At 30.7% G+C, this 21,452-nt stretch carries 20 protein-coding genes and 2 riboswitches; of the genes, 7 read left to right on the top strand and 13 right to left on the bottom strand.

Annotation, left to right across the window (positions count from 1 at the left end):
* Nucleotides 1-29: 29 nt before the first annotated feature.
* Together C7U55_RS09180 and C7U55_RS09175 are read right to left on the bottom strand one after the other, a co-directional pair.
* Entirely contained in the window at nucleotides 30-791 is a 762-nt protein-coding gene (locus C7U55_RS09180; RefSeq protein ID WP_106988313.1) for an SDR family NAD(P)-dependent oxidoreductase, read from the bottom strand.
* A 12-nt stretch (nucleotides 792-803) separates the two neighbouring features.
* Complete coding sequence (locus tag C7U55_RS09175) at nucleotides 804-2,720, bottom strand: NAD(P)/FAD-dependent oxidoreductase (protein ID WP_106988312.1); 1,917 nt, start codon at nucleotides 2,718-2,720, stop codon at nucleotides 804-806.
* A gap of 157 nt (nucleotides 2,721-2,877) precedes the next feature.
* Between C7U55_RS09175 and C7U55_RS09170 the strand changes: the two genes are divergently transcribed.
* From C7U55_RS09170 to C7U55_RS09160, 3 genes are all read left to right on the top strand, one after another.
* Nucleotides 2,878-3,465 (top strand): TetR/AcrR family transcriptional regulator, encoded by a 588-nt coding sequence (locus C7U55_RS09170; protein ID WP_032089609.1) that lies wholly within the window; start codon nucleotides 2,878-2,880, stop codon nucleotides 3,463-3,465.
* 40 nt (nucleotides 3,466-3,505) lie between these two features.
* Complete coding sequence (gene abc-f, locus C7U55_RS09165) at nucleotides 3,506-5,356, top strand: ribosomal protection-like ABC-F family protein (RefSeq protein ID WP_106988311.1); 1,851 nt, start codon at nucleotides 3,506-3,508, stop codon at nucleotides 5,354-5,356.
* A 90-nt stretch (nucleotides 5,357-5,446) separates the two neighbouring features.
* Nucleotides 5,447-6,865, top strand: coding sequence for a glycoside hydrolase family 1 protein (locus C7U55_RS09160; RefSeq protein WP_106988310.1), 1,419 nt, complete (start codon nucleotides 5,447-5,449; stop codon nucleotides 6,863-6,865).
* 30 nt (nucleotides 6,866-6,895) lie between these two features.
* Here the strand turns inward: C7U55_RS09160 and C7U55_RS09155 are convergent, their stop codons facing one another.
* Complete coding sequence (locus tag C7U55_RS09155) at nucleotides 6,896-7,489, bottom strand: YczE/YyaS/YitT family protein (RefSeq protein ID WP_106988309.1); 594 nt, start codon at nucleotides 7,487-7,489, stop codon at nucleotides 6,896-6,898.
* Between the two features lie 65 nt (nucleotides 7,490-7,554).
* Between C7U55_RS09155 and C7U55_RS09150 the strand changes: the two genes are divergently transcribed.
* From C7U55_RS09150 to C7U55_RS09140, 3 genes are all read left to right on the top strand, one after another.
* Nucleotides 7,555-8,322 carry a LysR family transcriptional regulator gene (locus C7U55_RS09150; protein WP_106988308.1) on the top strand — a complete coding sequence of 256 codons (768 nt, stop codon included), beginning with the start codon at nucleotides 7,555-7,557 and terminating at the stop codon, nucleotides 8,320-8,322.
* Nucleotides 8,323-8,548: 226 nt separating this feature from the next.
* Complete coding sequence (locus C7U55_RS09145; protein ID WP_106988307.1) at nucleotides 8,549-9,877, top strand: PTS sugar transporter subunit IIC; 1,329 nt, start codon at nucleotides 8,549-8,551, stop codon at nucleotides 9,875-9,877.
* Nucleotides 9,878-9,914: 37 nt separating this feature from the next.
* Nucleotides 9,915-10,697: a Nif3-like dinuclear metal center hexameric protein gene (locus C7U55_RS09140; RefSeq protein ID WP_106988306.1), complete on the top strand. Its 783-nt coding sequence runs from the start codon at nucleotides 9,915-9,917 to the stop codon at nucleotides 10,695-10,697.
* A 23-nt stretch (nucleotides 10,698-10,720) separates the two neighbouring features.
* On the opposite strand, the gene C7U55_RS09135 is transcribed toward C7U55_RS09140, so the two are convergent.
* Nucleotides 10,721-11,512, bottom strand: a complete 792-nt coding sequence (locus tag C7U55_RS09135) for a MurR/RpiR family transcriptional regulator (RefSeq protein ID WP_106988305.1) — start codon at nucleotides 11,510-11,512, stop codon at nucleotides 10,721-10,723.
* A gap of 152 nt (nucleotides 11,513-11,664) precedes the next feature.
* Entirely contained in the window at nucleotides 11,665-13,029 is a 1,365-nt protein-coding gene (locus C7U55_RS09130; RefSeq protein ID WP_106988304.1) for an alanine/glycine:cation symporter family protein, read from the bottom strand.
* Between the two features lie 48 nt (nucleotides 13,030-13,077).
* Nucleotides 13,078-13,164, bottom strand: a riboswitch (glycine riboswitch).
* A riboswitch (glycine riboswitch) is annotated at nucleotides 13,165-13,239 on the bottom strand.
* An 80-nt stretch (nucleotides 13,240-13,319) separates the two neighbouring features.
* On the opposite strand from C7U55_RS09130, the gene C7U55_RS09125 reads away from it, so the two are divergent.
* A complete protein-coding gene (locus C7U55_RS09125; RefSeq protein WP_106988303.1) occupies nucleotides 13,320-13,739 on the top strand; it encodes a VanZ family protein in 420 nt (139 codons plus the stop codon).
* 18 nt (nucleotides 13,740-13,757) lie between these two features.
* Here the strand turns inward: C7U55_RS09125 and C7U55_RS09120 are convergent, their stop codons facing one another.
* The 8 genes from C7U55_RS09120 to C7U55_RS09085 form a co-directional block, all read right to left on the bottom strand.
* Complete coding sequence (locus C7U55_RS09120) at nucleotides 13,758-15,836, bottom strand: glutamine synthetase III family protein (RefSeq protein WP_106988302.1); 2,079 nt, start codon at nucleotides 15,834-15,836, stop codon at nucleotides 13,758-13,760.
* Nucleotides 15,837-15,982: 146 nt separating this feature from the next.
* Nucleotides 15,983-16,519 carry a hypothetical protein gene (locus C7U55_RS09115; RefSeq protein ID WP_106988301.1) on the bottom strand — a complete coding sequence of 179 codons (537 nt, stop codon included), beginning with the start codon at nucleotides 16,517-16,519 and terminating at the stop codon, nucleotides 15,983-15,985.
* Between the two features lie 147 nt (nucleotides 16,520-16,666).
* Nucleotides 16,667-17,971, bottom strand: a complete 1,305-nt coding sequence (locus C7U55_RS09110) for a PTS sugar transporter subunit IIC (RefSeq protein ID WP_106988300.1) — start codon at nucleotides 17,969-17,971, stop codon at nucleotides 16,667-16,669.
* Between the two features lie 240 nt (nucleotides 17,972-18,211).
* Nucleotides 18,212-18,925, bottom strand: a complete 714-nt coding sequence (locus C7U55_RS09105; RefSeq protein ID WP_048924970.1) for a GntR family transcriptional regulator — start codon at nucleotides 18,923-18,925, stop codon at nucleotides 18,212-18,214.
* Between the two features lie 191 nt (nucleotides 18,926-19,116).
* A complete protein-coding gene (yfcE, locus tag C7U55_RS09100; protein WP_106988299.1) occupies nucleotides 19,117-19,659 on the bottom strand; it encodes a phosphodiesterase in 543 nt (180 codons plus the stop codon).
* Between the two features lie 4 nt (nucleotides 19,660-19,663).
* Nucleotides 19,664-20,146, bottom strand: coding sequence for a peptidylprolyl isomerase (locus tag C7U55_RS09095; protein ID WP_106988298.1), 483 nt, complete (start codon nucleotides 20,144-20,146; stop codon nucleotides 19,664-19,666).
* A 2-nt stretch (nucleotides 20,147-20,148) separates the two neighbouring features.
* Nucleotides 20,149-20,445, bottom strand: coding sequence for a hypothetical protein (locus C7U55_RS09090; protein ID WP_106988297.1), 297 nt, complete (start codon nucleotides 20,443-20,445; stop codon nucleotides 20,149-20,151).
* A 515-nt stretch (nucleotides 20,446-20,960) separates the two neighbouring features.
* Nucleotides 20,961-21,452 (bottom strand): family 4 glycosyl hydrolase (locus C7U55_RS09085; RefSeq protein WP_455550091.1); only part of this gene is annotated, 492 nt, incomplete at its 5' end.

Below are 21,452 nucleotides of genomic sequence, written 5' to 3'. Positions count from 1 at the left end.
TCTCTTTTTTCTATTATCTTTACTTTATCTTAAAGCATACTTGTCATTCCACCATCAATAACAAGTAATTGTCCTGTTGTATAAGTACAAGCGTCACTTGCAAAGTAAATAAGTGCTCCGTTCATTTCACCTTCTCGACCAAATCTCTTAAGAGCTACTCTGTTTTTTAAAACAAGAGAACCTGGTGCATCTAAAGCATCATGTGTCATTTCTGTATCATAGACACCTGGTGCAATCGCATTAACAAGAATACCATAAGGAGCTAAATCTCCAGCCATAGCTTTTGTAAGATTGACAACCCCACCTTTAGCCGCAAAATAACTTACTTGAGCAGGTCCAGCTTGAATACCACCAACCGATGAAATATTAATAATTCTTCCATATTTTTGTTTCATCATAATAGTTGAAACTTCTCTTGCCATGAGGAAAACACCTTTTAAATCCGTATCTAAAACTTTATCCCATTGTGCCGTTGTATGATCATGAAGACCACTTGAGTATTCAACAACACCTGCATTATTGACAAGAATATCAATTTTTCCAAAATGATCTACGACAGCTTTAATCGCATTTTTAATACTTTCTTCATCTGTAACATCACATGAAACAGGTAAACAATCTTGTCCATTTTGTTTCAATTCTTTAGAAAATTCTTCTAATCTTTCTTTTCTACGTGCAAGGATAGCGACATCGCATCCTTGTTCACTCAAAGCTCTTGCAAATTGTTGTCCAAGTCCACTTGAAGCTCCTGTAACAACCGCTACTTTCCCTGTTAAATCAAAACTAATCATCTTTAATATCTCCTATTCCATCACACGGATTGCATGATATCCCTCATGAATTGCAGTTAAAATTTTTCTTGGTGCAACAGCATCTCCAATAACAGCAACTTCATCATATTTTTCATCTAATAAATCTTCTAATTGATTATTAGGTCTAAATCCAACAGCATTTAAAACAGTATCACATTCAAGCGTCATTGTTTGTCCATCTCTTTCAAATGTAACACTTGTTGGTGTAATATTTGTCACTTTAGCGTTTGCTTCAACTTTAACACCACGATCTTTAACCATTTTTCTTAAATGTTGATCATTATTTAAACAATGGTTCGCTGTAAATAAGATGTCTGGACACATTTCTACTAATGTCACATCTCCATCTTTTCCAGCAATATCACAAGCAGCTTCTGTTCCAGCAAGACCAGCACCAATAACAACAACTTTTTTACCAACTGTTGCTTGATGTGTTAAATAATCACTCGCAAGAACTGTTGTATCAATACCTGGAATTGGTGGCATAGCAGGAGTTGAACCAGCAGCTAAAATAACTTTGTCATAATCTCCTTCAAGATTATCTTTTGTAATTGCTGTATTTAAATGAATATTAACTCCTAATTTTTGACATTGTGTTTCTAAGTATTTAATTAATTTTAAAACATCCGCTTTAAAATCAGGACCACCTGCAGGCCATAAAGTTCCACCTAATTTATTCTCTTTTTCATATAAATCAACATCAAAACCACGACGTTTTGCAGTAATGGCAGCCATCATACCAGCTGGGCCTCCCCCAATAACTAATACATTACGTTTTTGACCATTTGGAAGTGGTAAAGCATAGGCTTTTTCTGCATAACATAATGGGTTCACTGCACAATAGTAGTGTTTTCCACTAAATCCAGCAAGTAAACATTCATTACATCCAACACATGGAGCGATATCTTCTTCATGATGTGCTTTGACTTTTTTAGGCCAATATGGATCAGCTAACATTTGATGAGCAAGTCCTACATAATCTAAAATACCATCTTCAACAGCTTTTTTAGCCACTTCAGGATCTTTTAAATTACCATCACCTAATACTGGAACACTTACAATATCTTTAATTGCTTTTTGTATATCAAGTTTATATCCTTCTTTACTATAAACAGTTGTAATCGCTTGGAACCATTCTTCATAACATCCTGTATCAACATGTAAAGCATCAACCCCTGCTTTTTCTAAGATTTTAGCCATTTCAATACCTTCATCAATGGTTCTAAAGCCTTCTACTCTTTGATGTGGTGTAAATTTAACAAGTACAGGCATTGTATCTGGAACGTTCTTTTTAATTGCCTCAATACATTCCAATGTAAAACGCATACGATTTTCAAGTGATCCACCATATTCATCTGTTCTATTATTCCATTGAACAGAATGGAATTGATCTAATAAATATCCTCCATACGCATGTAATTCAACGCAGTCTGCACCAGCATTTACAGCAAGTGAAGCACTGTACCCTACTTTTTCTACTAAATAATGAATATCTTCTTTTGAAAAAGGTTTACAAATTAAATTTGGGAACCAGAATGCACCTACACTACCCGCACTATAAGGTGGTGTAAAAGGATCGGTAAATTGTTGACGTCCTAAACCTGGTGATAATTGTACACAGACTTTTGCTCCATAAGCATGACATCTTTCAATTAACATATTTAATCTTTCTACATGATGGAAATCAGAAAGTTCTGTACATGGTCTTGGTTCATATTTTGTCGAAACAACGTTAGCACCTGTAATAATTAAACCAGCGCCACCTTTTGCTCTTTCTTCAAAATAATCAATACCTTCATTACAATAAGCTCCATCAGCTTCTCCTGTTGTTCCCATAGGTGACATGAAAATTCTGTTTTTTAATTTCATTTTACCTATGTATGTCTTATCAAATAAACTCTTAGCCATTTTCTTTTTCCTCCTCTACCATAGTAAATGTTTATTTAACTCAAGTAAATTATATAACTGTAAAAATAAATGTCAACGCTTTCATAAAATAAAAGTGAATTTTTTAACAAGTCTCTTTCCATTAAATCTATGGTATATTATTTCTAAGGAGAATTTTATGAAAATAACAAAAGAAGAAATATCACAAACAGCTGTTCAGCTTTTTTTAGATAAAGGATATAACAATGTCACAATTCAAGATATTTGTAACGAATTACATATCACCAAACCAACTTTATATAAATACGTCAATAATAAAGAAGAGCTTATTTTAGATCTTTATGATTCAACCATCGATCATCTTGTAAAAGACACGTATAAGCTAGTTGATAGTGATAGTCACTATCAACAATTACTTATTGTCTTTTCTACACTAATTAAAGATACTAAAAAATATGGTTATGATTTATTTAGTCAAATGTTTATTGCGAATTTAAAAGAAAATCGTCATAGCTTTGATATGCGTGATAATCTTACAAAACTTTGTATCATCATTATAAAAAAAGCCCAAGAACAAAAAGAAATTCATAATTTATCGAATCCAGAGATTTTATATCAAGCTCTAGCGCATGCCTTTACAGGACATGAAGCTTTATGGTGTATTAAAAAAGATTCACCTTGTTTTGATGAAGCTTTTTATCTAAGCATGAATGCTTTATTAGAAGTAGATTCTACTTATCAAGATTTATACAAAGAATATTTGTAAACAACTTATTTTATTGATAGAATAGTCGAGGTGATGAAAAATGCTTATAGAATGTTCAAATATAAAGAAATCATTTCAAGGAATTGATTTATTAAAAGATATTAGTTTTAAAGTAGATGATCATGATAAAATTGCGATTATTGGTGTCAATGGAGCTGGTAAAACAACTATTTTAAATATCTTAATTGGTGAAGAAAGTTATGATAGCGGTGATTTATTTAAAAGCCGTGATTTAAATATCGGCTATTTAAAACAACATCATGATTTAGATATGAATAAAACCATTTATGAATGTGCTTTAGAAGTCTTTGCGTCGCTTATTCAAATAGAAAATCGTATGCGTGAATTAGAAAGTATGATGTCTTATGATCATAGTGAGCAAGTCATGAATGAATATGATTCATTGACTCAAAAATTTAATGAAAAAGATGGTTTTAGTTATCCTAGTCGTATTGTGGGTGTTTTAAAAGGTATGGGTTTTGTGGAAGAGGACTTTCAAAAATATGTCCATGAATTATCTGGAGGTCAAAAAACTAGACTTTGTCTTGCCAAGCTTTTATTAGAAGAACCTAAACTTTTGGTTTTAGATGAACCAACCAACCATTTAGATAGTCAAGCAATTTCCTTTTTAGAAAACTATTTAAAAGGATATAAAAATGCTTTAATTGTCGTTAGTCATGACCGTTATTTTATTGATGTTGTTTCTAATAAAATCATTGAAATAGAAAATGGAAAAAGTCATAGTTATAATTGTCGCTATGAAGAATATTCTATCCAAAAAAGAACACAACGTGCTATTGATTTAAAACACTATATCAATCAACAAAAAGAAATTAAAAAAATACAAGAAAGCATTGATACATTAAAATCATTCAATCGTGAAAAAAGTATTAAACGTGCAGAATCTAAAGAAAAACAACTTGCAAAGATTGAACGTATTGATCGACCAGAAAATTTGCCAAGTGCCATCACTGTTCAATTTACACCAGCTATTGAATCAGGTTATGATGTTTTAAAAGTCAATGATTTATCAATGCGTTATGATCAAATTGTTTTTGAACACTGTAATCTTGATATCAAAAAAGGAGAACGCGTTGCGATTGTTGGTGAAAATGGTGTTGGTAAGACTACTTTATTTAAAGCTCTTGTAGGTCAATTACCAATTGAACACGGTAAAATTCGTTTTGGTAGTCACGTAGAAATGGCCTACTACGATCAAGAACATGAATCTTTAAATTATAATAAAACGATTTTTGATGAAATCAGTGATTGTTATCCACGTATGACCAATCAAGAAATTAGAAGTACTCTTGCTATGTTTAACTTTAGAGGCGATGATGTCTTTAAAGATATTGCAATGCTTTCAGGCGGAGAAAGAGGACGTGTTGTTTTAACCGAAGTTTTATTAAAACAAGCCAACTTCTTAATTCTAGATGAACCAACCAACCACTTAGATATTTCTTCCAAAGAAGTTTTAGAAGAAGCTTTAAGAAGTTTTGAAGGAACAATTTTATTTATTAGTCATGATCGTTATTTTATTAATAAAATTGCGACTCGTGTAATTGAAGTACAAAAAGATCAATGTCTTTCTTATAATGGTAATTATGATGATTATTTAAATCAAAAAACACCTGTTGTTGAAACAACACAAAAAGTGGTTACCGAAGCTAAACAAAGACAGATCATTGATAAAAAAACAAAGAATGAAATTAAAAAACTTGAAAGAACCATTGATTCTTTAGAAAAAGAAATCAATTCTTTAAAAGAAGAACTTACAAGTGAAGAAGTCATGAATAATTATAAAAAATATAATGAAATTACGGATTCTATTGAAGAAAAAGAAATGGAATTAATGGAAATCATGGAAAAATGGGAACAGTTACAAGCTTAACTGTTCCTTTTTTTTCATAATATAAAAAAAATCAATAATTTAATATTATTTATGTATAATAGCCTTGAATTTAAGGAGGATATTTAAAATATGTTACACAAAAGTTTAAAACCATTCCCTAAAGATTTCCTTTGGGGAGCAAGTACAAGTGCTTATCAAGTAGAAGGTGCAAGTTTAGAAGATGGAAAAGGTCCATCATGTCAAGATGTTAAAGTTGTACCAGAAGGGACTTCTGATTTAAAAGTCTGTGCAGATCAATATCACAGATATAAAGAAGATATCGCTTTAATGGCAGAAATGGGATTCAAAACTTATCGTTTCTCAATTTCTTGGTCAAGAATTATTCCTGAAGGAACAGGAGCTATCAACCCTAAAGGGATTGAATACTATAACAATGTGATCGATGAATGTTTAAAATATGGAATCGAACCATTAGTAACAATGTTCCATTTCGATATGCCTGCAGCATTAGATGAACGTGGATCATGGGGAAACAGAGACTCAATCGATTGGTTCTTAAACTTCGCAAAAGTTATGTTTGAAAACTTTGGTGATCGTATTAAATATTGGTTAACAATCAATGAACAAAACATGTTAACTTTAGTTGGACCAGTTATTGGAACATTAATGATTCCTGAAGGATGTACAAATGTTTTAAAAGAAACTTACCAACAAAACCACCATATGTTAGTAGCACAAGCAAAAGCTATGGCTTTATGTCATGAAATGTTACCAGGTGCTAAAATTGGACCAGCTCCAAATATCTCATTAGTTTACCCAGCAAGCTGTAAACCAGAAGATGTTTTAGCTGCACAAAACTATAACGCTATTAGAAACTGGTTATATTTAGATATGGCTGTTTATGGTGTTTATAACAACTTAGTATGGGCTTATTTAGAAGAAAATGATGCATGTCCTGAATTTGGTGAAGGTGACGCAGAAGCATTAAAGAACGGTCATCCTGATTTCATCGGTTTCAACTATTATAATACTGCTACTGTAGAAGCTAGTGATGGAACTGAAAAATTAGATTCAGGTGCAGATCAACAAACTGCTCGTGGTGAAGCTGGTGTTTATAGAGGATATAAAAATCCTAACTTACCAACTACTGAATTCGGTTGGGAAATCGATCCTATGGGATTTAGAGCAACAATTCGTGAAATGTATTCAAGATATCGTTTACCAATGATTGTTACTGAAAATGGTTTAGGTGCTTATGATACTTTGACTGAAGATGGAAAAGTTCATGATCAATACAGAATTGAATATCTAAGAAAACATATCGAACAAATTCAATTAGCGATTACTGATGGTGCAGAAATGATGGGATATTGTCCATGGTCAGCAATTGACTTAATTTCTACTCATGAAGGTATGGTTAAACGTTATGGATTTATTTATGTTGATAGAGATGAATTTGATTTAAAAACATTAGATCGTTATAGAAAAGATTCATTCTATTGGTATAAAAAAGTTATCTCATCTAACGGTGAAGATTTAACTGATTAATGAAAATCGAGTCATCAAGACTCGATTTTTTTATATGTATTTAATACAAAAACGAATCACACGTCCAATATAAAACGCTGAAAAAACAGTTCCTACCCCGATACCATAAATTGGACTACGACAAACAAGACAAACAACAACAGTTGATAAAATCATTGAAATATCAAAACAATTCTTACAGATAGAATAAGGTTTATGGGATACTTCTGAAATACTTAAAACAAGTCCATCGACTGGTGTCATGATTAAATCTCCTTTAAGCATGAAATAAACGCCTATTGCACAACAAGTATTTCCAAATAGTAAAACAATAATTTGTGTATAAATATTTAGATCCATAGATGGTATTAAATATTGATAGAAATCAACCAGAAAACCAAAGATAAAAGAAAATGGTATTTCTAAAACAAATTTTACACTTATTTTTCTTTCAATAATGATTTGAAGAAATACAAAGAGCAAGTAGAAAATAATATTTGCCTGTCCAAAGGTCAAAGCACTTAAAGAACTTAACGCAAAAGGAAGGGTACTAAAAGCACCAACTCCTAAATTTGATAACGTATTACATGTAATTCCCAATACTAAAATATTCATTCCTAATAAATAATAAACATATCTTTTCATAGCATTCCTCTTTTCAAAGCTATTTTATTGAATTTGTTAATAACTATAAGTTATGAGGTGATACTATGAATATTAAACAACTTGAATATTTTGTTGATTTAAGTCAAACATTGAATTTCACTAAAACTGCGCAAAATTTCTATATTAGTCAAACAGCTATTACTAAACAAATCCAATGTTTAGAAAAAGATTTAGAAATTCCTTTATTTATAAGAAGTAAGAAGTCTGTAGAACTAACAAACGAAGGCAATCTTTATTTGCCTTATGCCAGAAAAATCTTAGATAATGTTGCTTTAAGTTATCAAATTATCGAAGAATATCAAAAAGGTAATCAAGGAAGTATTTTTATTGGTTTTATTAAATCTTTAGATGACGAACTTCTTTTAAAGTTATTACAAAAAATAAAAGACCATTTCCCACACATTGATCTTCATTATAAAGCGTATTCAAGAAAAGAACTTTTAACATTATTTAAAGAAAGACAATTAGATGCCATTATTACTTTTGAATACCCAGAGGTTAAAGATTATTCACATCTTTTGTTACAAATATCTCATTTAAGAAAGTATTATCATCAAGCTTGTTCACTTGATTCTTTAAAACTTATTTATGATGTTCGTCAAGAAGCTATGGAACAGTACGAAATAGAACAAACACTTTTAAAAGTATGTTTAAAAGAAGGATATGCCATTTTACATGATTTTATCGAATCTAATCAATATTCTAAATATCTTCAATATCAAGATTTAGATATTCTCTCTCCAATATCTTTATACTATCATGAAGATTCTACCAATAAGATTTTAAAAAATATTCTTCAACTTATTAAATAAAAATATCGTTAGAAATTTATGTGAGTTATGTAGAATTCATCAATTTTATTTTGACTAATTCTATCCTCTTAAATATGTTCATTATAGAGGACATATTTTTTTATAAACTGTACGGGGAAATTTCTCGTTATTATTATTTATATTGACACTTATTCCCAATAAGTCTATAATCATAAATGTAATCACTTACAAACATAAAGATTACAAAGAAAGGGAAGAGGAATATATGAACAATTTAAAAGAATTTTTTGAACGTTTTCAAAAAACAATGGAAGACAAGGTTGTTCCAGTTGCAAGTAAAATTGCATCACAAAGGCATTTATCTGCTTTAAGAGATGGATTAACTATTTTAATTCCATTAACTGTAATTGGGGGTATTTCTTTGATGCTTGCCAATCCACCAGTGGATTTGGAAACAATGAAACCAACCAATGTATTTTTCCAATTTTTAATCATGTGGAAACAATGGGCAAATTGCTATGCCGATATCTTAACAATTCCTTTTAATTTAACAATTGGAATTATTTCTATCTATGTTGTTTTAGGTGTAAGTTATCGATTATCTCAATCTTATGAAATGGAAGCATTTCCTAATTCGATTACTTCATTATTTACATTCTTATGTGTTGCTGGTGTTCCAGTTGCTTTAAAACAAGGAAACTACATAGATGTTTCAAACTTAGGTGCAGGTGCTATGTTTACAGCAATTATAATTGCATTATTGTCTATTGAAATAAATCATTTTATGATTGAAAAAAATATTAAAATTAAAATGCCTGCTGGTGTACCACCAATGGTTGCTGGTCCATTTGAAGTATTACTACCAATGGTTGTTAATATTCTAGTTTTTATTGGATTAAATCAATTATGTATTGTCTTAACAAACAATGGTTTAACTAATTTGGTATTTACAATTTTTTCTCCTTTAATTTCAGCTACCGCTTCTTTACCATCTATGTTAATTATTGTATTGTTAACAGTTGTATTTTGGTTTTTTGGAATCCATGGCGACAATATGGTTAGCGCTATTACAACACCTATTTTTACTGGAAATTTAGTAGCAAATTTGGATGCTTATAATGCAGGAAAAGAAATTCCAAATATTATCGCTGGAAACTTTACTTTTATTTTCGGATTAGCTATTGTTTATCTAGCAATACTATTTAATTTAAATTTTGTTTGTAAAAACAAAAGATTAAGATCTCTTGGAAAACTTGCAATTCCTTCATCATTATTTAACATCAATGAGCCTTTAGTATTTGGTGTACCTACTGTACTAAATATTTTAACATTCATTCCTAGTTTAATTTGTGTTGCAATCGACCTAACTGGAGCTTATCTTGCAACATCAGTAGGATTTATGGCAAAAACTTGCATGAGTGTTCCATGGACATTGCCTGCTCCACTATATGCTTTTATTTCTACAATGGATTATAAAGCAATTATCGTGTGGGTAATATTATTTATTATTAATGTCATTATTTTTGTTCCATTCATGAAAAGTTATGATAAACAAATGGATTTAGAAGAACAAAATATCACACAAGCAGAATAGGATTTCTCCTATTCTTTGTGTAGTTTAGGAGGAAAAAATGAAAATAAAAAATATTATTGAATTTTTAGAAAGTCAAGGTGATTGGGTAAATAGACATTTTACCCGTGATCATATCCTTATAGGAACTGACGAAACAGAAATAAAAAGTGTAATTGTTTGTTGGGTTGCAACTTTAGATGTAATCAACAAAGCTGTTAAGAATGATTGTCATCTTATAATAAGCCATGAAAATCCATTTTATATGGCATCAACCTCTCTACCAACCGTCGTTTTACATGCACAAAAAGAAAAAATGAAATTACTTAACGACAATAACATAACAATTTATAGATGTCATGATCTATGGGATTTATATCCAAAATATGGCGTTAGAGATCAATGGGCTAAAACTTTAGGATTTGATTTTGATTTGAAAAAATCAAATAAATTTCTATGTTATGCAGATAATATCAATTTAACAACAGAACAATTAGCTCACCATGTAATTAAATGTATAAAGCCTTATTATCAATTTGGAATAGAACTCATTGGCAATAAGGATAAAGTAATTAAAAAAGTAGGAATAGGTACAGGCGCTTGTACTGATATTTTTGAAATGTATGAAAATAATGTAGACGCTTGTATCGTAAGTGATGATGGTATTAATAACTGGGTAAATGTACAATGGGCAATGGACCATAATCTTCCTTTACTTGTTATAAACCATCTTACAAGTGAAGCTCCTGGAATTAAAGAATTAAGTAACTATTTATCAAAACATTTTACCGATATTCAATTTGAGTATATCAATAATGATTATGGTATTTATCATATTAGTTAAAAAAGCTCTGTCACAAATTGTGGCTAAGCTTTTTTATTTTCTATATAAAATCCATAATAATAAGAAATTACTTCACTAAAAAAATGTAGCGTTGTTCTATTATCAAACTGCTTTAAAATCTTTTTATCCTGTAAATACGATATAGTTGAAGGTAAATAAAATGTCATATTTGAATATTTTGCTAGCTGAGTTTCATTATTCATTGTAATCAAAACTACATATGCATTTTTTTTCTTAGCTTCTTTTAATAATTCCAAATAAGTCGTTGGTGAACCAGAAACACTAAAAATTATTAAAAGATAATTTTCGTTTAAGCAATTTTTCAAATAAGAAAATTGGACATCATCTGTAACTGCATCAAAAAATTTGTCATATGAATATAATGAATAAACTAACTGATTAGCACAAAATGATGAATTTCCTATACCCAAAGCTTTAACATACTGATATGTATCTATTAATTCTGATAGTTCTTTTAATTTATCATCTAAATTTAAATTTGCTAATTGATCCACTGTTTTCTTAAAATTAAGTATAATTTGTGAAGCAAGTGTATTATCATTAATTTTTTTTGGATAATCCTTTTGTGAAGAATAATATTCATTTATAGCATATTTAAATTCACTATATCCGCTATATTCTAGTTTTTTTGCAAATCTTAACATTGCCGATTTAGAAGTATTACACAAATTACCAGCTTCAACAATAGAATGTTCTGTTATAATTTTAGGATTTTTCAATATATTTGCACATATTCGCTTTTCAGTAGTTGTTAAATCTGTATAAAAAATCGATATTTTCTCTTTAAAATTCATTTTTATTTACCTCTAATTTCTTTTAAAATTATTGTATCATATTTATAAAATAATTATACATATCAATATATAAAATAATTCAATATATCAAGATAATCAAACAAAAAAAGTAGCATATATAAATTATAAAATATCTATACGCTACTCTTCATTTACTCTATATTTGTAACCAATTCTACAGGTTGTTCATACTCAAAATATTTTTCTGTTTCTGCAACAATTTCTTTTCTTAAACCAATTAAACCAATTAAGTTAGGAATTGCCATACACCCATTGACAATATCCGCTAAGACAAAGATAAATTCTAAAGACATAAATGGTCCAATTGCAATAAATATAATATAAACAATTTTATAAATCTTTACTGCTTTCAAACCTTTAAGATAATACATACATCTTTCCCCATAATAATTCCATCCAATAATTGTTGTAAAAGCAAAGAATACAAGACCAATATTGACAATATATTTACCAATTAATGGAATAAATAATCCCACTGAAAATGCATGTGTTGTCATCGCTGCACCATCTAATCCTGTTGTATAAGATTGTGTCAACACGATAGCAAGACCTGTCATTGTACAAATCACAACTGTATCAATAAATGTTCCTGTCATTGAAACAAGTCCTTGTTCAACACAAGAATCTGTTTTAGCAGCAGCAGCCGCAATTGGTGCGCTTCCAAGACCACTCTCATTTGAGAAAATACCACGACTAATTCCTTTTTGCATGGCAATAACCATAGTAATTCCTGTTCCTCCACCAAATACTGCTTGTGGGGTAAATGCTGACTTAATAATTAAAGCAATAGTACTTGGTAATACTGTTATATGTGACACAAGTATTAAAATAACCCCGCCAATGTATAAAACGCACATAAATGGAATAACTTTTTCTGCAACCGAAGCAATTCTTTTGATTCCTCCAATGGTAATAAAGGCAACAGCTATTGTTAAAAGAATTGCTGTTACATAACGTGGAACACTAAGTGACATAGTAAGCGCATCCGAAATTGATTTTACTTGCGTAAATGTACCAATCCCTAGTAATGCTACTGATACCCCAAAGAAAGCAAAAATCTTCGCAAGCAAAGGACTACGTAGACCTTTTTCTAAATAATACATTGGTCCTCCTGCAATCTCACCATTTTCATCTTTTTGACGATAACGAATTGCAAGTAACCCTTCGGCATATTTAGTTGCCATCCCAAAAAAGGCTGAAATCCACATCCAAAATAAAGCACCGGGTCCTCCTGCCGCAATTGCAGTAGCAACACCGACAATGTTTCCTGTCCCTATCGTTGAAGAAAGTGCAGTACATAAAGCTTGAAAGCTGCTGACATCCCCTTCTCCTTCATGCTTTTTAAAGATACATTTAAAAGCTAATTTTAATTTTGTAAGCTGGATCAATCTTAATTTGAAGGTAAAGTAAATACCTGTCCCTAATAATAGACAAATAAGTGGTAATCCCCATACATAGTCATTAATTTGTTTTAATATTTGTGTTAGTAATTGCATAAAAAAACTCCTCCTAATAAATTAGTCGGAATTAATAATGAAAAAAACTATTTAGCCACTGTCCTTTTACCTGAGAGTTTCACCCTAATGGGTTTGCTCCTTCGGTGTTCAATTCAATGAATCTCTCCAATGGTTCGTCCAATAGCGATCCTTTTACCTGAAATCTTTAATTCTTCGGTGTTCTTGTAGAATCTCTTTCGCCATTATCATCCGATATACGTTTTCATTATATCAAATTGTATACAATTGTAAACATTTATTTTATAAATATTATTTGTTATAATGCACATATGAAAAAAAATAAATATTTAATACTTACAATACTTTGGATGCTTTTTATCTTTGTGATGTCACAAACTCCAGGAAACGATTCTTCTAAACAAAGTAATTTTATTGTGGATATCATTATTCACATTCTGCCAATTACAAGAGATACACTTTCCTTTATTGTAAGAAAATGTGCTCATATGACAGAATATGCCATTCTTACATTCTTACTTTATAAAACTTTTGTACATAAACAAAATCCATTAATAAAATCATTCCTTTTCACTGTTCTATATGCCTGTAGTGATGAATTTCATCAACTTTTTATTCCCGGTAGAGCCGGACAAATAAGAGATGTATGTATTGATTCAACAGGTGCCCTTATTATGATTTTAATCATTTATTTTATACTTAAAAGAAAGGAAAAGAAAATCGGTTCATAGAACCGATTTTTATATATACTAAATACCAAATAATAAGTCTACATAAGTTGGAATTGGCCAATAAGAATCATCAACTAATTCTTCAATTGTATCCACTGTTTCTCTTAATGATTGCATCATACCGAATACTTCATCTTTCCACATAGTTGCAGTTTCAAAGATTTCAGCATCACTTGCTTGCGCTTTAGCAATATTATTTTCTAATGTTGTTAATTTATCTTTTACTTCTTGTAATAAGTTTGCAAGTTTTGTTGCATCATCAGTTAAGAATGCCGCTGGAATACCTGCTTCTTTTGCAGCAACAACTTCTGAAGATACTTTAGCCAAATAATCACAAGCAGCTGGATAAATTTGTGTTTTAACCATTTTAACTGCAGTTAAAGCTTCAACTTGAATTGTTTTAATATAGTTATCTAATAAGATTTCATAACGTGAAGCGATTTCTACTTTTGTATAAACACCTTGACGATCTAACATATCAATATATTTTGGATCTTTTAAGCATTTTAATGCGTCAACAGTATTTTTGTGGTTAGGAAGTCCACGTCTTTTTGCTTCTTCTTCCCATTCAGCTGAATATCCATCGCCATTAAAGATAATTCTCTTATGTTCAGAGATAAATTCTTTAACAACTTCTTCAAATGATTTTCCACCTTCAATAGCTTCAGCCATTTGAGTCATTTCTTCAGCTAACATTGCATTTAAGATTGTATTTGGACCAGCTACAGATTGTGCAGAACCTACAGCACGGAATTCAAATTTATTACCTGTAAAGGCAAATGGTGAAGTTCTGTTACGATCCGTATTGTCTTTAGAGAATGTTGGAACAACAGAAACCCCTGTATCAAAACGTCCAATTTCTTCATGATCAGATTTTTTACCAGTACAAATATCTTCTACAACTTTATCTAATTCTTCACCTAAGAACATAGAAATGATTGCTGGTGGTGCTTCGTTAGCTCCTAAACGATGATCGTTTCCAGCAGAAGCAATTGACATACGTAAGATTTCTGCATATTCATCAACCGCTTTAATTGTACAAGCTAATGCAGCTAAGAATGGTTTATTTTCTTCAGGATTTTTTCCTGGATTAAATAAGTTGATTCCTGTATTTGTGATTACTGACCAGTTATCATGTTTACCAGAACCGTTAACGCCAGCAAATGGTTTTTCATGTAATAAACAACGTAAACCATGCTTTTTAGCGATATCTTGAGCAATTTGCATTAATAAATGGTTGTTATCTGTCGTAATATTTACTTTAGCATAAACACAAGCAACTTCATGTTGTGCTGGTGCAACTTCATTATGTTTTGTTTTAGATGGAATTCCATATTTCCATAATTCAGCATCTAAATCTTTCATGAAAGCTGCAACTTTACGTTTTAAAGAACCGAAGTAATGATCTTCTAATTCTTGTCCTTTTGGTGCCATAGCTCCAAATAAAGTTCTACCAGTTAATTTTAAATCCATACGTTCTTGATAATATTTATCATCAACTAAGAAATATTCTTGTTCAGCCCCTACTGAAGCAGAAACTTTAGTTACCCCTTCAACCCCGATTAAAGGTAACAAACGACAAGCTGCTTTACTTAAAGCATCACATGATCTAAGTAAGGGTGTTTTCTTATCTAATGCTTCCCCTGTATATGAACAGAATAACGTTGGAATATATAATGTTCCATCTTTAACGAATGCAGGTGATGTACAATCCCATGCTGTATATCCTCTTGCTTCGAAAGTAGCTCTTAAACCACCTGATGGAAATGAAGAAGCATCAGGTTCTCCTTTTCTTAATGTTTTCCCACTAAATTCTAAAACAGCTTTTGACCCATCTGGTTCTAAGAAAGCATCATGCTTTTCTGCAGTTAATCCTGTCATTGGTGTAAACCAGTGAGTAAAATGTGTAGCTCCATGTTCAACTGCCCAAATTTTCATTGCATTCGCAATAACAGTTGCACATTCTTTTGATAACTCTTCACCTTTATCAAGCGATTCATGGAATGCTTTATATGTTGATTTAGGAATTCTTTCCTTCATAACATCATCAGTAAAAGCTAGGCATCCATAATCTTCAACTAACTTGTTAAATTCCATCTTTGTATCCCCCTTATTTAGTATATAAATTATTATTTATATGATGTCATTATACAAACGAAAAGAAGGGTTGTCAACAATTATTACAAAGTTTTTATCATTTTAATAATTTTTTATTTATTTTATACAAAAAAAAGAGCTGCTTATTAATGAGTAGCAGTTCTTTTAGCTTTCTTTTCTTCTTTTCTTCTTTTCTTTTCCCATTTTCGATGAGTTTGGTTATATTCTTCAACTTGACAATGAATTCTCTTATTTGAATGAACAACAGCATCCACAAATCCCATTTGATCTTTTGGAGCAACTGTTTGACGAGTTCCATCGTCCATATAGATTTCATATGAATGTGCATTTGTAATGATCTTTGTCATTTTAGCGATTGGATCAGTAATTGTTTCACAGTTCATTAAGTTTATTTCTTTTGTTTTTCCAATTCTTCTATGAATTTCTAAAGTTCTTCTTTTTACAACATATTTATAAGGTCTATATCCAAATAAATATCCAATAGCAACGACACCTAATGCAACAACTGCAGGTAAATCACTAAAGTTTCTTGAAACGATCATATACACTACATAGATTGCATAAAATACACTAAAGTATACAGCTGGTAAATTTAATTGAACTTTAAATTCTTTTTCAAATGGTGTTAATTCCGCATTTGATTCGACTTTCTTTGATTCCATAAAAACCCCTCTTTAATTCTATACTTTCAATATTTAATAAATATCAATTTTCTTTAATAAAGTCAACTCATATTCATTAAATATTTTTTAAAAAATAAGGGACGGGGAATCCCGCCCTTATTCATTATCTTATTTAATTTATCAATATTAAGCTTCTGCAGCTTGTTTGTTTTGATATTTTTCGTAAGAGATTAAGAATGGTGTGTAGATAACTGTTGATACAACAATTAAGATTGCTTGAGTTACTGCACCCATTATGCTAGCACCACATGCTAAGAAACCAAATACGATTGGTGGAGTTGTCCAAGGTACTGTTAAACATGCAACTGGACAGAATCCGATAACTGTTAATACATAACCAATAATGATTGTGACTAATGGAGCAACTACGAATGGAATACCTAAGATTGGGTTTAATACCATTGGAATACCGAATGTAACTGTTTCATTGATGTTGAATAAACCTGGAACTAATGATAATGTAGCGATTGCTTTATTATCTTCACGTTTACCAAAGATCATGATTGCGATTACTAAACCGATAGTAACACCTGAACCACCAAATTCACCCCACATTTGTAATGCATACATGTTGATGATATTTTTTGGAGTTTCACCTTTGTTGAATGCTTCAACGTTTTCAAGTGCTAATGGTGTAAATAATGCTTCTTTTACTGCAGATAACATGTTGTTACCATGGATACCTACTAACCAGAATAACATGATTACTAAATAGATAATCATAACACCTGGAATTGTAGCACCTACAGCCCCTAAAGGACCTTGGATACCACTTTTGATAACATCATTTAAGTATAAACCTGTTAAGTTATAACATGCTGATCCAATACAAGCAGTGATGATTAAAGTTAAAGTAGCTGGTACTAAAACTTCGAATGCACGAGCAACTCCTGGTGGAACTTGTTCTGGCATTTTAATTTTTAATGCATCTTGTTTTTCGAAGAAGCAGAATAATTCTACAGATAATACACCAATGATCATACCAGTGAATAAACCAGTAGCTCCTAATTCATTACCAGCGATACCAGTGAAAGCATCTTTAGCTCCTTCTACCATGTGTGAAGTGTTTGTAACTGATAACCATGCAGCTAAACCTACTAAACCTGGAATATAACCAGCTTTTTCAGCTCCCATGTTCCAAATACCGATTTCTTGGGCGATACCAAGAGTGATACCAACTGTGATACAGCTGATAGTACAGAAGTTAACAGCTTGGAATGCTGGGTTTAAGAAATCTAAAGCCATGATTGGTTTGAAGAACATACCTAACCCAGTAGCTTCGTTAACTAATACGTTACACCATAAAACCCCAATTGCCCCAGCGATTGTTAAAGGCATGAAGTTTTGGAACGCATTTTTAATTGCAGATAAATATTTGTTTTGACCGCACCATGCACCAGCGCGACCTAAGACATCCGCCATTTTGTCCATAAATTTTTCCTCCCTTAAATATTTTTTTGACACTAATAGTATAATCCATTATGCAAATAAAAGTCAATGCTTTTTTGTTTTAAAAGTACCATACTTTTAATTTTAAAAGATATAATATTTAAAAAAAACCGCATAAAATAAGGGTTTTTCACCATTTTTGAAAGCGGTTTATTTTTTTTATTTTTTTTATAAAAAAAGAAAACGCTATCATTTAGATGGCGTTTTTGGTGTGTTTTTACCCTATTGAACAGTTACTGTTTGAAGTTCAAAATTATTATAATGATACCTTGTAAACGAGTATTCAAAGATAATCCCACTACTTAAATATGCCGTTTGTTCAACTTCAATATATGGTTCATATTCCTTCAATCCCAAATTTTCTTGTTCTAACGGACTCGATAGATGAGCACGTATAGTTTTATGCGTACTTTGTATCTTTAATTTTAATTCTTTTTCAATATACTGGTATATCGAGCCTTTCAGGTGCTCTAATTTTAGATTAGGGATGATAGAGATTGGCATATATGTAATTTCCAAACAGTACGGTTTATCATCCACAATTCTTTTTCTAATAATGTGGTAGACAAACGACCCTTCCTCTATTTGTAATCTTTTCGATATATGTTCATCACTTGGAATAACTGAAAATTCAATGATTTCACTTTTTAAATTACTCTTCCCTTCAAGTTTTCTTGTTAAACCAAGACCAGATTGCTTAAGATGATTGGCATCTTCCGTTGAAGCGTCATAATCTTTGACAAAAGTTCCTGCCCCTCGTCTTCTTACAATCAATCCTTCTTTTACTAATATATCTAAGGCTTTTTTCATTGTTTCTTTATTACAATGATAAGCAACACATAATACATATTCATAAGGGAGCTTTTGTCCATATGTATACTTTTTATCAAAGATCTTACTTCTAATATCATCAGCAATATCTATATATTTAACCATAGACGATCCCTCCTACCATATCTAAAAATACCATACTTTTCATAAATTTGCACGGACTTTTTAATGAGAAAGCTATTTTTATGCAAAAGAAAAAAACAATCCTAAGATTGTTAAAACTATAATAAATCATTTTTATTTGTTATCCTAAACAACTAAAAATCGTTCGATGTTACCACCAAACGATTCATTCACTAATCTAATTGTATTTGTTTTACAATCTCATCATCAAATGTTTTAATTGTAAAACAATCATTTTCATAAATACCATAACTATTTGTACCTTCTTTAGGTAAAGAAATCGAAGACGGATTTAAGATATAAATACCGTTTTCTTTTTTTGCGAGTGGTTTATGAAAATGTCCATAAATCAAAATATCATTTTCATTTAATAAAGGAAGTTGATCTTCATTAAACAAATGTCCATGTGTCATAAAGAAATGATGTTGATCCACATCCATTAAAGCATAATCACTACGCATAGGAAAATCTAAAACCATTTGATCCACTTCACTATCACAATTCCCTCTTACCGCAATAATATCCTTTTTTAAAGGATTTAACAAAGCAATAACCTTCTTACAATTATAATCCTTAGGTAAATCATTACGTGGCCCATGATATAAAATATCCCCTAAAATAACGAGTTTGTCTGCTTTTTCTTCATGATATTTTTCAATAGCCTTATTTGCCCAATAATAAGAACCATGAATATCTGATATAAACATTACTTTCATAAAATTACACTCTTCTAATTGTTTTAATTACAACAGGTGTTGTTGGACAATCTTGGAAATTTGTAGGGACATTGGCAATTTGATCTACAATATCTAAACCTTCAGTAATTTTTCCAAAAGCAGCATATTCACCATCTAAATGTGGTGCTGGTTTATGCATAATAAAGAATTGTGAAGAGGCAGAATCTTTGATCATTGTTCTAGCCATAGATAAAACACCCTCTGTATGTTTTAATTCATTATTAACACCATTACTTTTAAATTCACCTTTAATAGAATCACAATGTTTTTCTTTAAAATCTTTTGTATATCCTCCACCTTGAATCATGAATCCAGGGATAACTCTATGGAAAATTAACCCTGCAAAGAAATCTTCATCTATTAATTTTAAAAAGTTTTCTACTGTAATTGGTGCAACTTCAGGATAAAGTTCTCCTTTCATTACATCTCCATTTTCCATTTCAATTTCAATTAACACTTTTTCCATTCTTATTTCTCCTTATCTACTACTTCTACATCAACAACCTTATTTTCAATAGATTGCTGTTTCTCTTTTTTCTGTTTCTTCAAAAGAAATCTTACCAAAAAATAAACAAGTACAACTCCTGCCGCAATTCCAAATAACCAAACAATATTCTTTACTTGATCAAATTGATAAGCTGTCGCTACCACTAAACATAAATTAATAATATTCATTGATCCCGCTAATTTATATTTTTGATTAACAATAAAATTCAAGGAAAGTGCAGATGAAGCAAATAACCCAACAATAAGCATAACTTCCATACTATGTACCTCCTTGTATCATTCTATCATAATAGAATCATTTTTGTTATATATTATTTAACATGGAACACTTAGTCCAAAAGTATATTATTAGTTATTTATTCGTTAGGTGCCACTTGGTCGCTTAGATTGAAGGGCGTATTCTTCGTTTACATAGATATCCTTAGGGAAATATGAAAAACGAAGGTGATGGAAATGACAGCTTATGAAGCTATCATGATTATGTTAGGTATACTTACATTAATCATGTCAATAATAAGTATCGTTATTAAATTACTTCTATATATTATAGAAAATAATGCAAAAAAATAACTACCTTACAAAGTTTTGGCGAACATTGAGGCAGTTATTTTACTCATAAAATCCAAGACGAACCGTTTATCGGTTGTTCTTTTTTCATATTTATTATAATTAAATTTTATAAACAATTCAATAAAATCTTATCTATCTAATTTCAGTTTTTCGTCCACAACATATTTTAAAACTGTTATTTTAATATTATATGTCATAAAATCCTATAAACCTTTTTCAGTTAATTCACGTGCCACATCATCTTTGATTGTAACACCTGCTGCTTTTAACTCGGCAATCTTGTCTGCAAATTGTGGTAAGTATTTTTCGTGAGCAATCAATAATTCATTTAAAACATTCACCATTTTTTGTCCTGATACTGTTTGTGGATTTAAAATGAATGCTTGCATTAATAATCCATAATCACCAGTTACAGCTGCTTCTTCAACACATAACTCCATGTTTTTCATGCATTGTAACCATCCTCTTTGAGCTGGTTGTAATGAGCCAAAAGCAATTGCTCTTGCCCCTGTTGAACCAATATAAGATGAAACTTCTACCGCACAGTCAGCTGGTAAATCTGGTACAGATCCATTATTTTTAGTTGTTACTACGATATGTGATAATTTATTTCCATAAATAGAAGCAATTGTTTCACAAGCCGCATCTGAATAATGTGCTCCTCCACGTTTTGCTAATTGTTCTGGTTTATGATC

The sequence above is a fragment of the Faecalibacillus faecis genome (assembly GCF_003024675.1).
In the GTDB taxonomy this organism is placed as follows: Bacteria; Bacillota_I; Bacilli_A; order Erysipelotrichales; family Coprobacillaceae; genus Faecalibacillus; species Faecalibacillus faecis.
Note: the sequence above shows the minus strand (reverse complement) of the source record. Positions and strands in the feature narration are given on the sequence as shown.

Bases quoted from the DNA above. Each gene is read 5' to 3' on its own strand.
- C7U55_RS09155 (WP_106988309.1), bottom strand. From the start codon at position 7,489: ATGAAAAGATATGTTTATTATTTATTAGGAATGAATATTTTAGTATTG.
- C7U55_RS09160 (WP_106988310.1), top strand. From the start codon at position 5,447: ATGTTACACAAAAGTTTAAAACCATTCCCTAAAGATTTCCTTTGGGGA.
- C7U55_RS09170 (WP_032089609.1), top strand. From the start codon at position 2,878: ATGAAAATAACAAAAGAAGAAATATCACAAACAGCTGTTCAGCTTTTT.
- C7U55_RS09140 (WP_106988306.1), top strand. From the start codon at position 9,915: ATGAAAATAAAAAATATTATTGAATTTTTAGAAAGTCAAGGTGATTGG.
- yfcE (WP_106988299.1), bottom strand. From the start codon at position 19,659: ATGAAAGTAATGTTTATATCAGATATTCATGGTTCTTATTATTGGGCA.
- C7U55_RS09145 (WP_106988307.1), top strand. From the start codon at position 8,549: ATGAACAATTTAAAAGAATTTTTTGAACGTTTTCAAAAAACAATGGAA.
- C7U55_RS09105 (WP_048924970.1), bottom strand. From the start codon at position 18,925: ATGGTTAAATATATAGATATTGCTGATGATATTAGAAGTAAGATCTTT.
- C7U55_RS09115 (WP_106988301.1), bottom strand. From the start codon at position 16,519: ATGGAATCAAAGAAAGTCGAATCAAATGCGGAATTAACACCATTTGAA.
- C7U55_RS09125 (WP_106988303.1), top strand. From the start codon at position 13,320: ATGAAAAAAAATAAATATTTAATACTTACAATACTTTGGATGCTTTTT.
- C7U55_RS09090 (WP_106988297.1), bottom strand. From the start codon at position 20,445: ATGGAAGTTATGCTTATTGTTGGGTTATTTGCTTCATCTGCACTTTCC.
- C7U55_RS09150 (WP_106988308.1), top strand. From the start codon at position 7,555: ATGAATATTAAACAACTTGAATATTTTGTTGATTTAAGTCAAACATTG.
- C7U55_RS09120 (WP_106988302.1), bottom strand. From the start codon at position 15,836: ATGGAATTTAACAAGTTAGTTGAAGATTATGGATGCCTAGCTTTTACT.
- C7U55_RS09095 (WP_106988298.1), bottom strand. From the start codon at position 20,146: ATGGAAAAAGTGTTAATTGAAATTGAAATGGAAAATGGAGATGTAATG.
- C7U55_RS09135 (WP_106988305.1), bottom strand. From the start codon at position 11,512: ATGAATTTTAAAGAGAAAATATCGATTTTTTATACAGATTTAACAACT.
- C7U55_RS09175 (WP_106988312.1), bottom strand. From the start codon at position 2,720: ATGGCTAAGAGTTTATTTGATAAGACATACATAGGTAAAATGAAATTA.
- abc-f (WP_106988311.1), top strand. From the start codon at position 3,506: ATGCTTATAGAATGTTCAAATATAAAGAAATCATTTCAAGGAATTGAT.
- C7U55_RS09180 (WP_106988313.1), bottom strand. From the start codon at position 791: ATGATTAGTTTTGATTTAACAGGGAAAGTAGCGGTTGTTACAGGAGCT.
- C7U55_RS09130 (WP_106988304.1), bottom strand. From the start codon at position 13,029: ATGCAATTACTAACACAAATATTAAAACAAATTAATGACTATGTATGG.
- C7U55_RS09110 (WP_106988300.1), bottom strand. From the start codon at position 17,971: ATGGACAAAATGGCGGATGTCTTAGGTCGCGCTGGTGCATGGTGCGGT.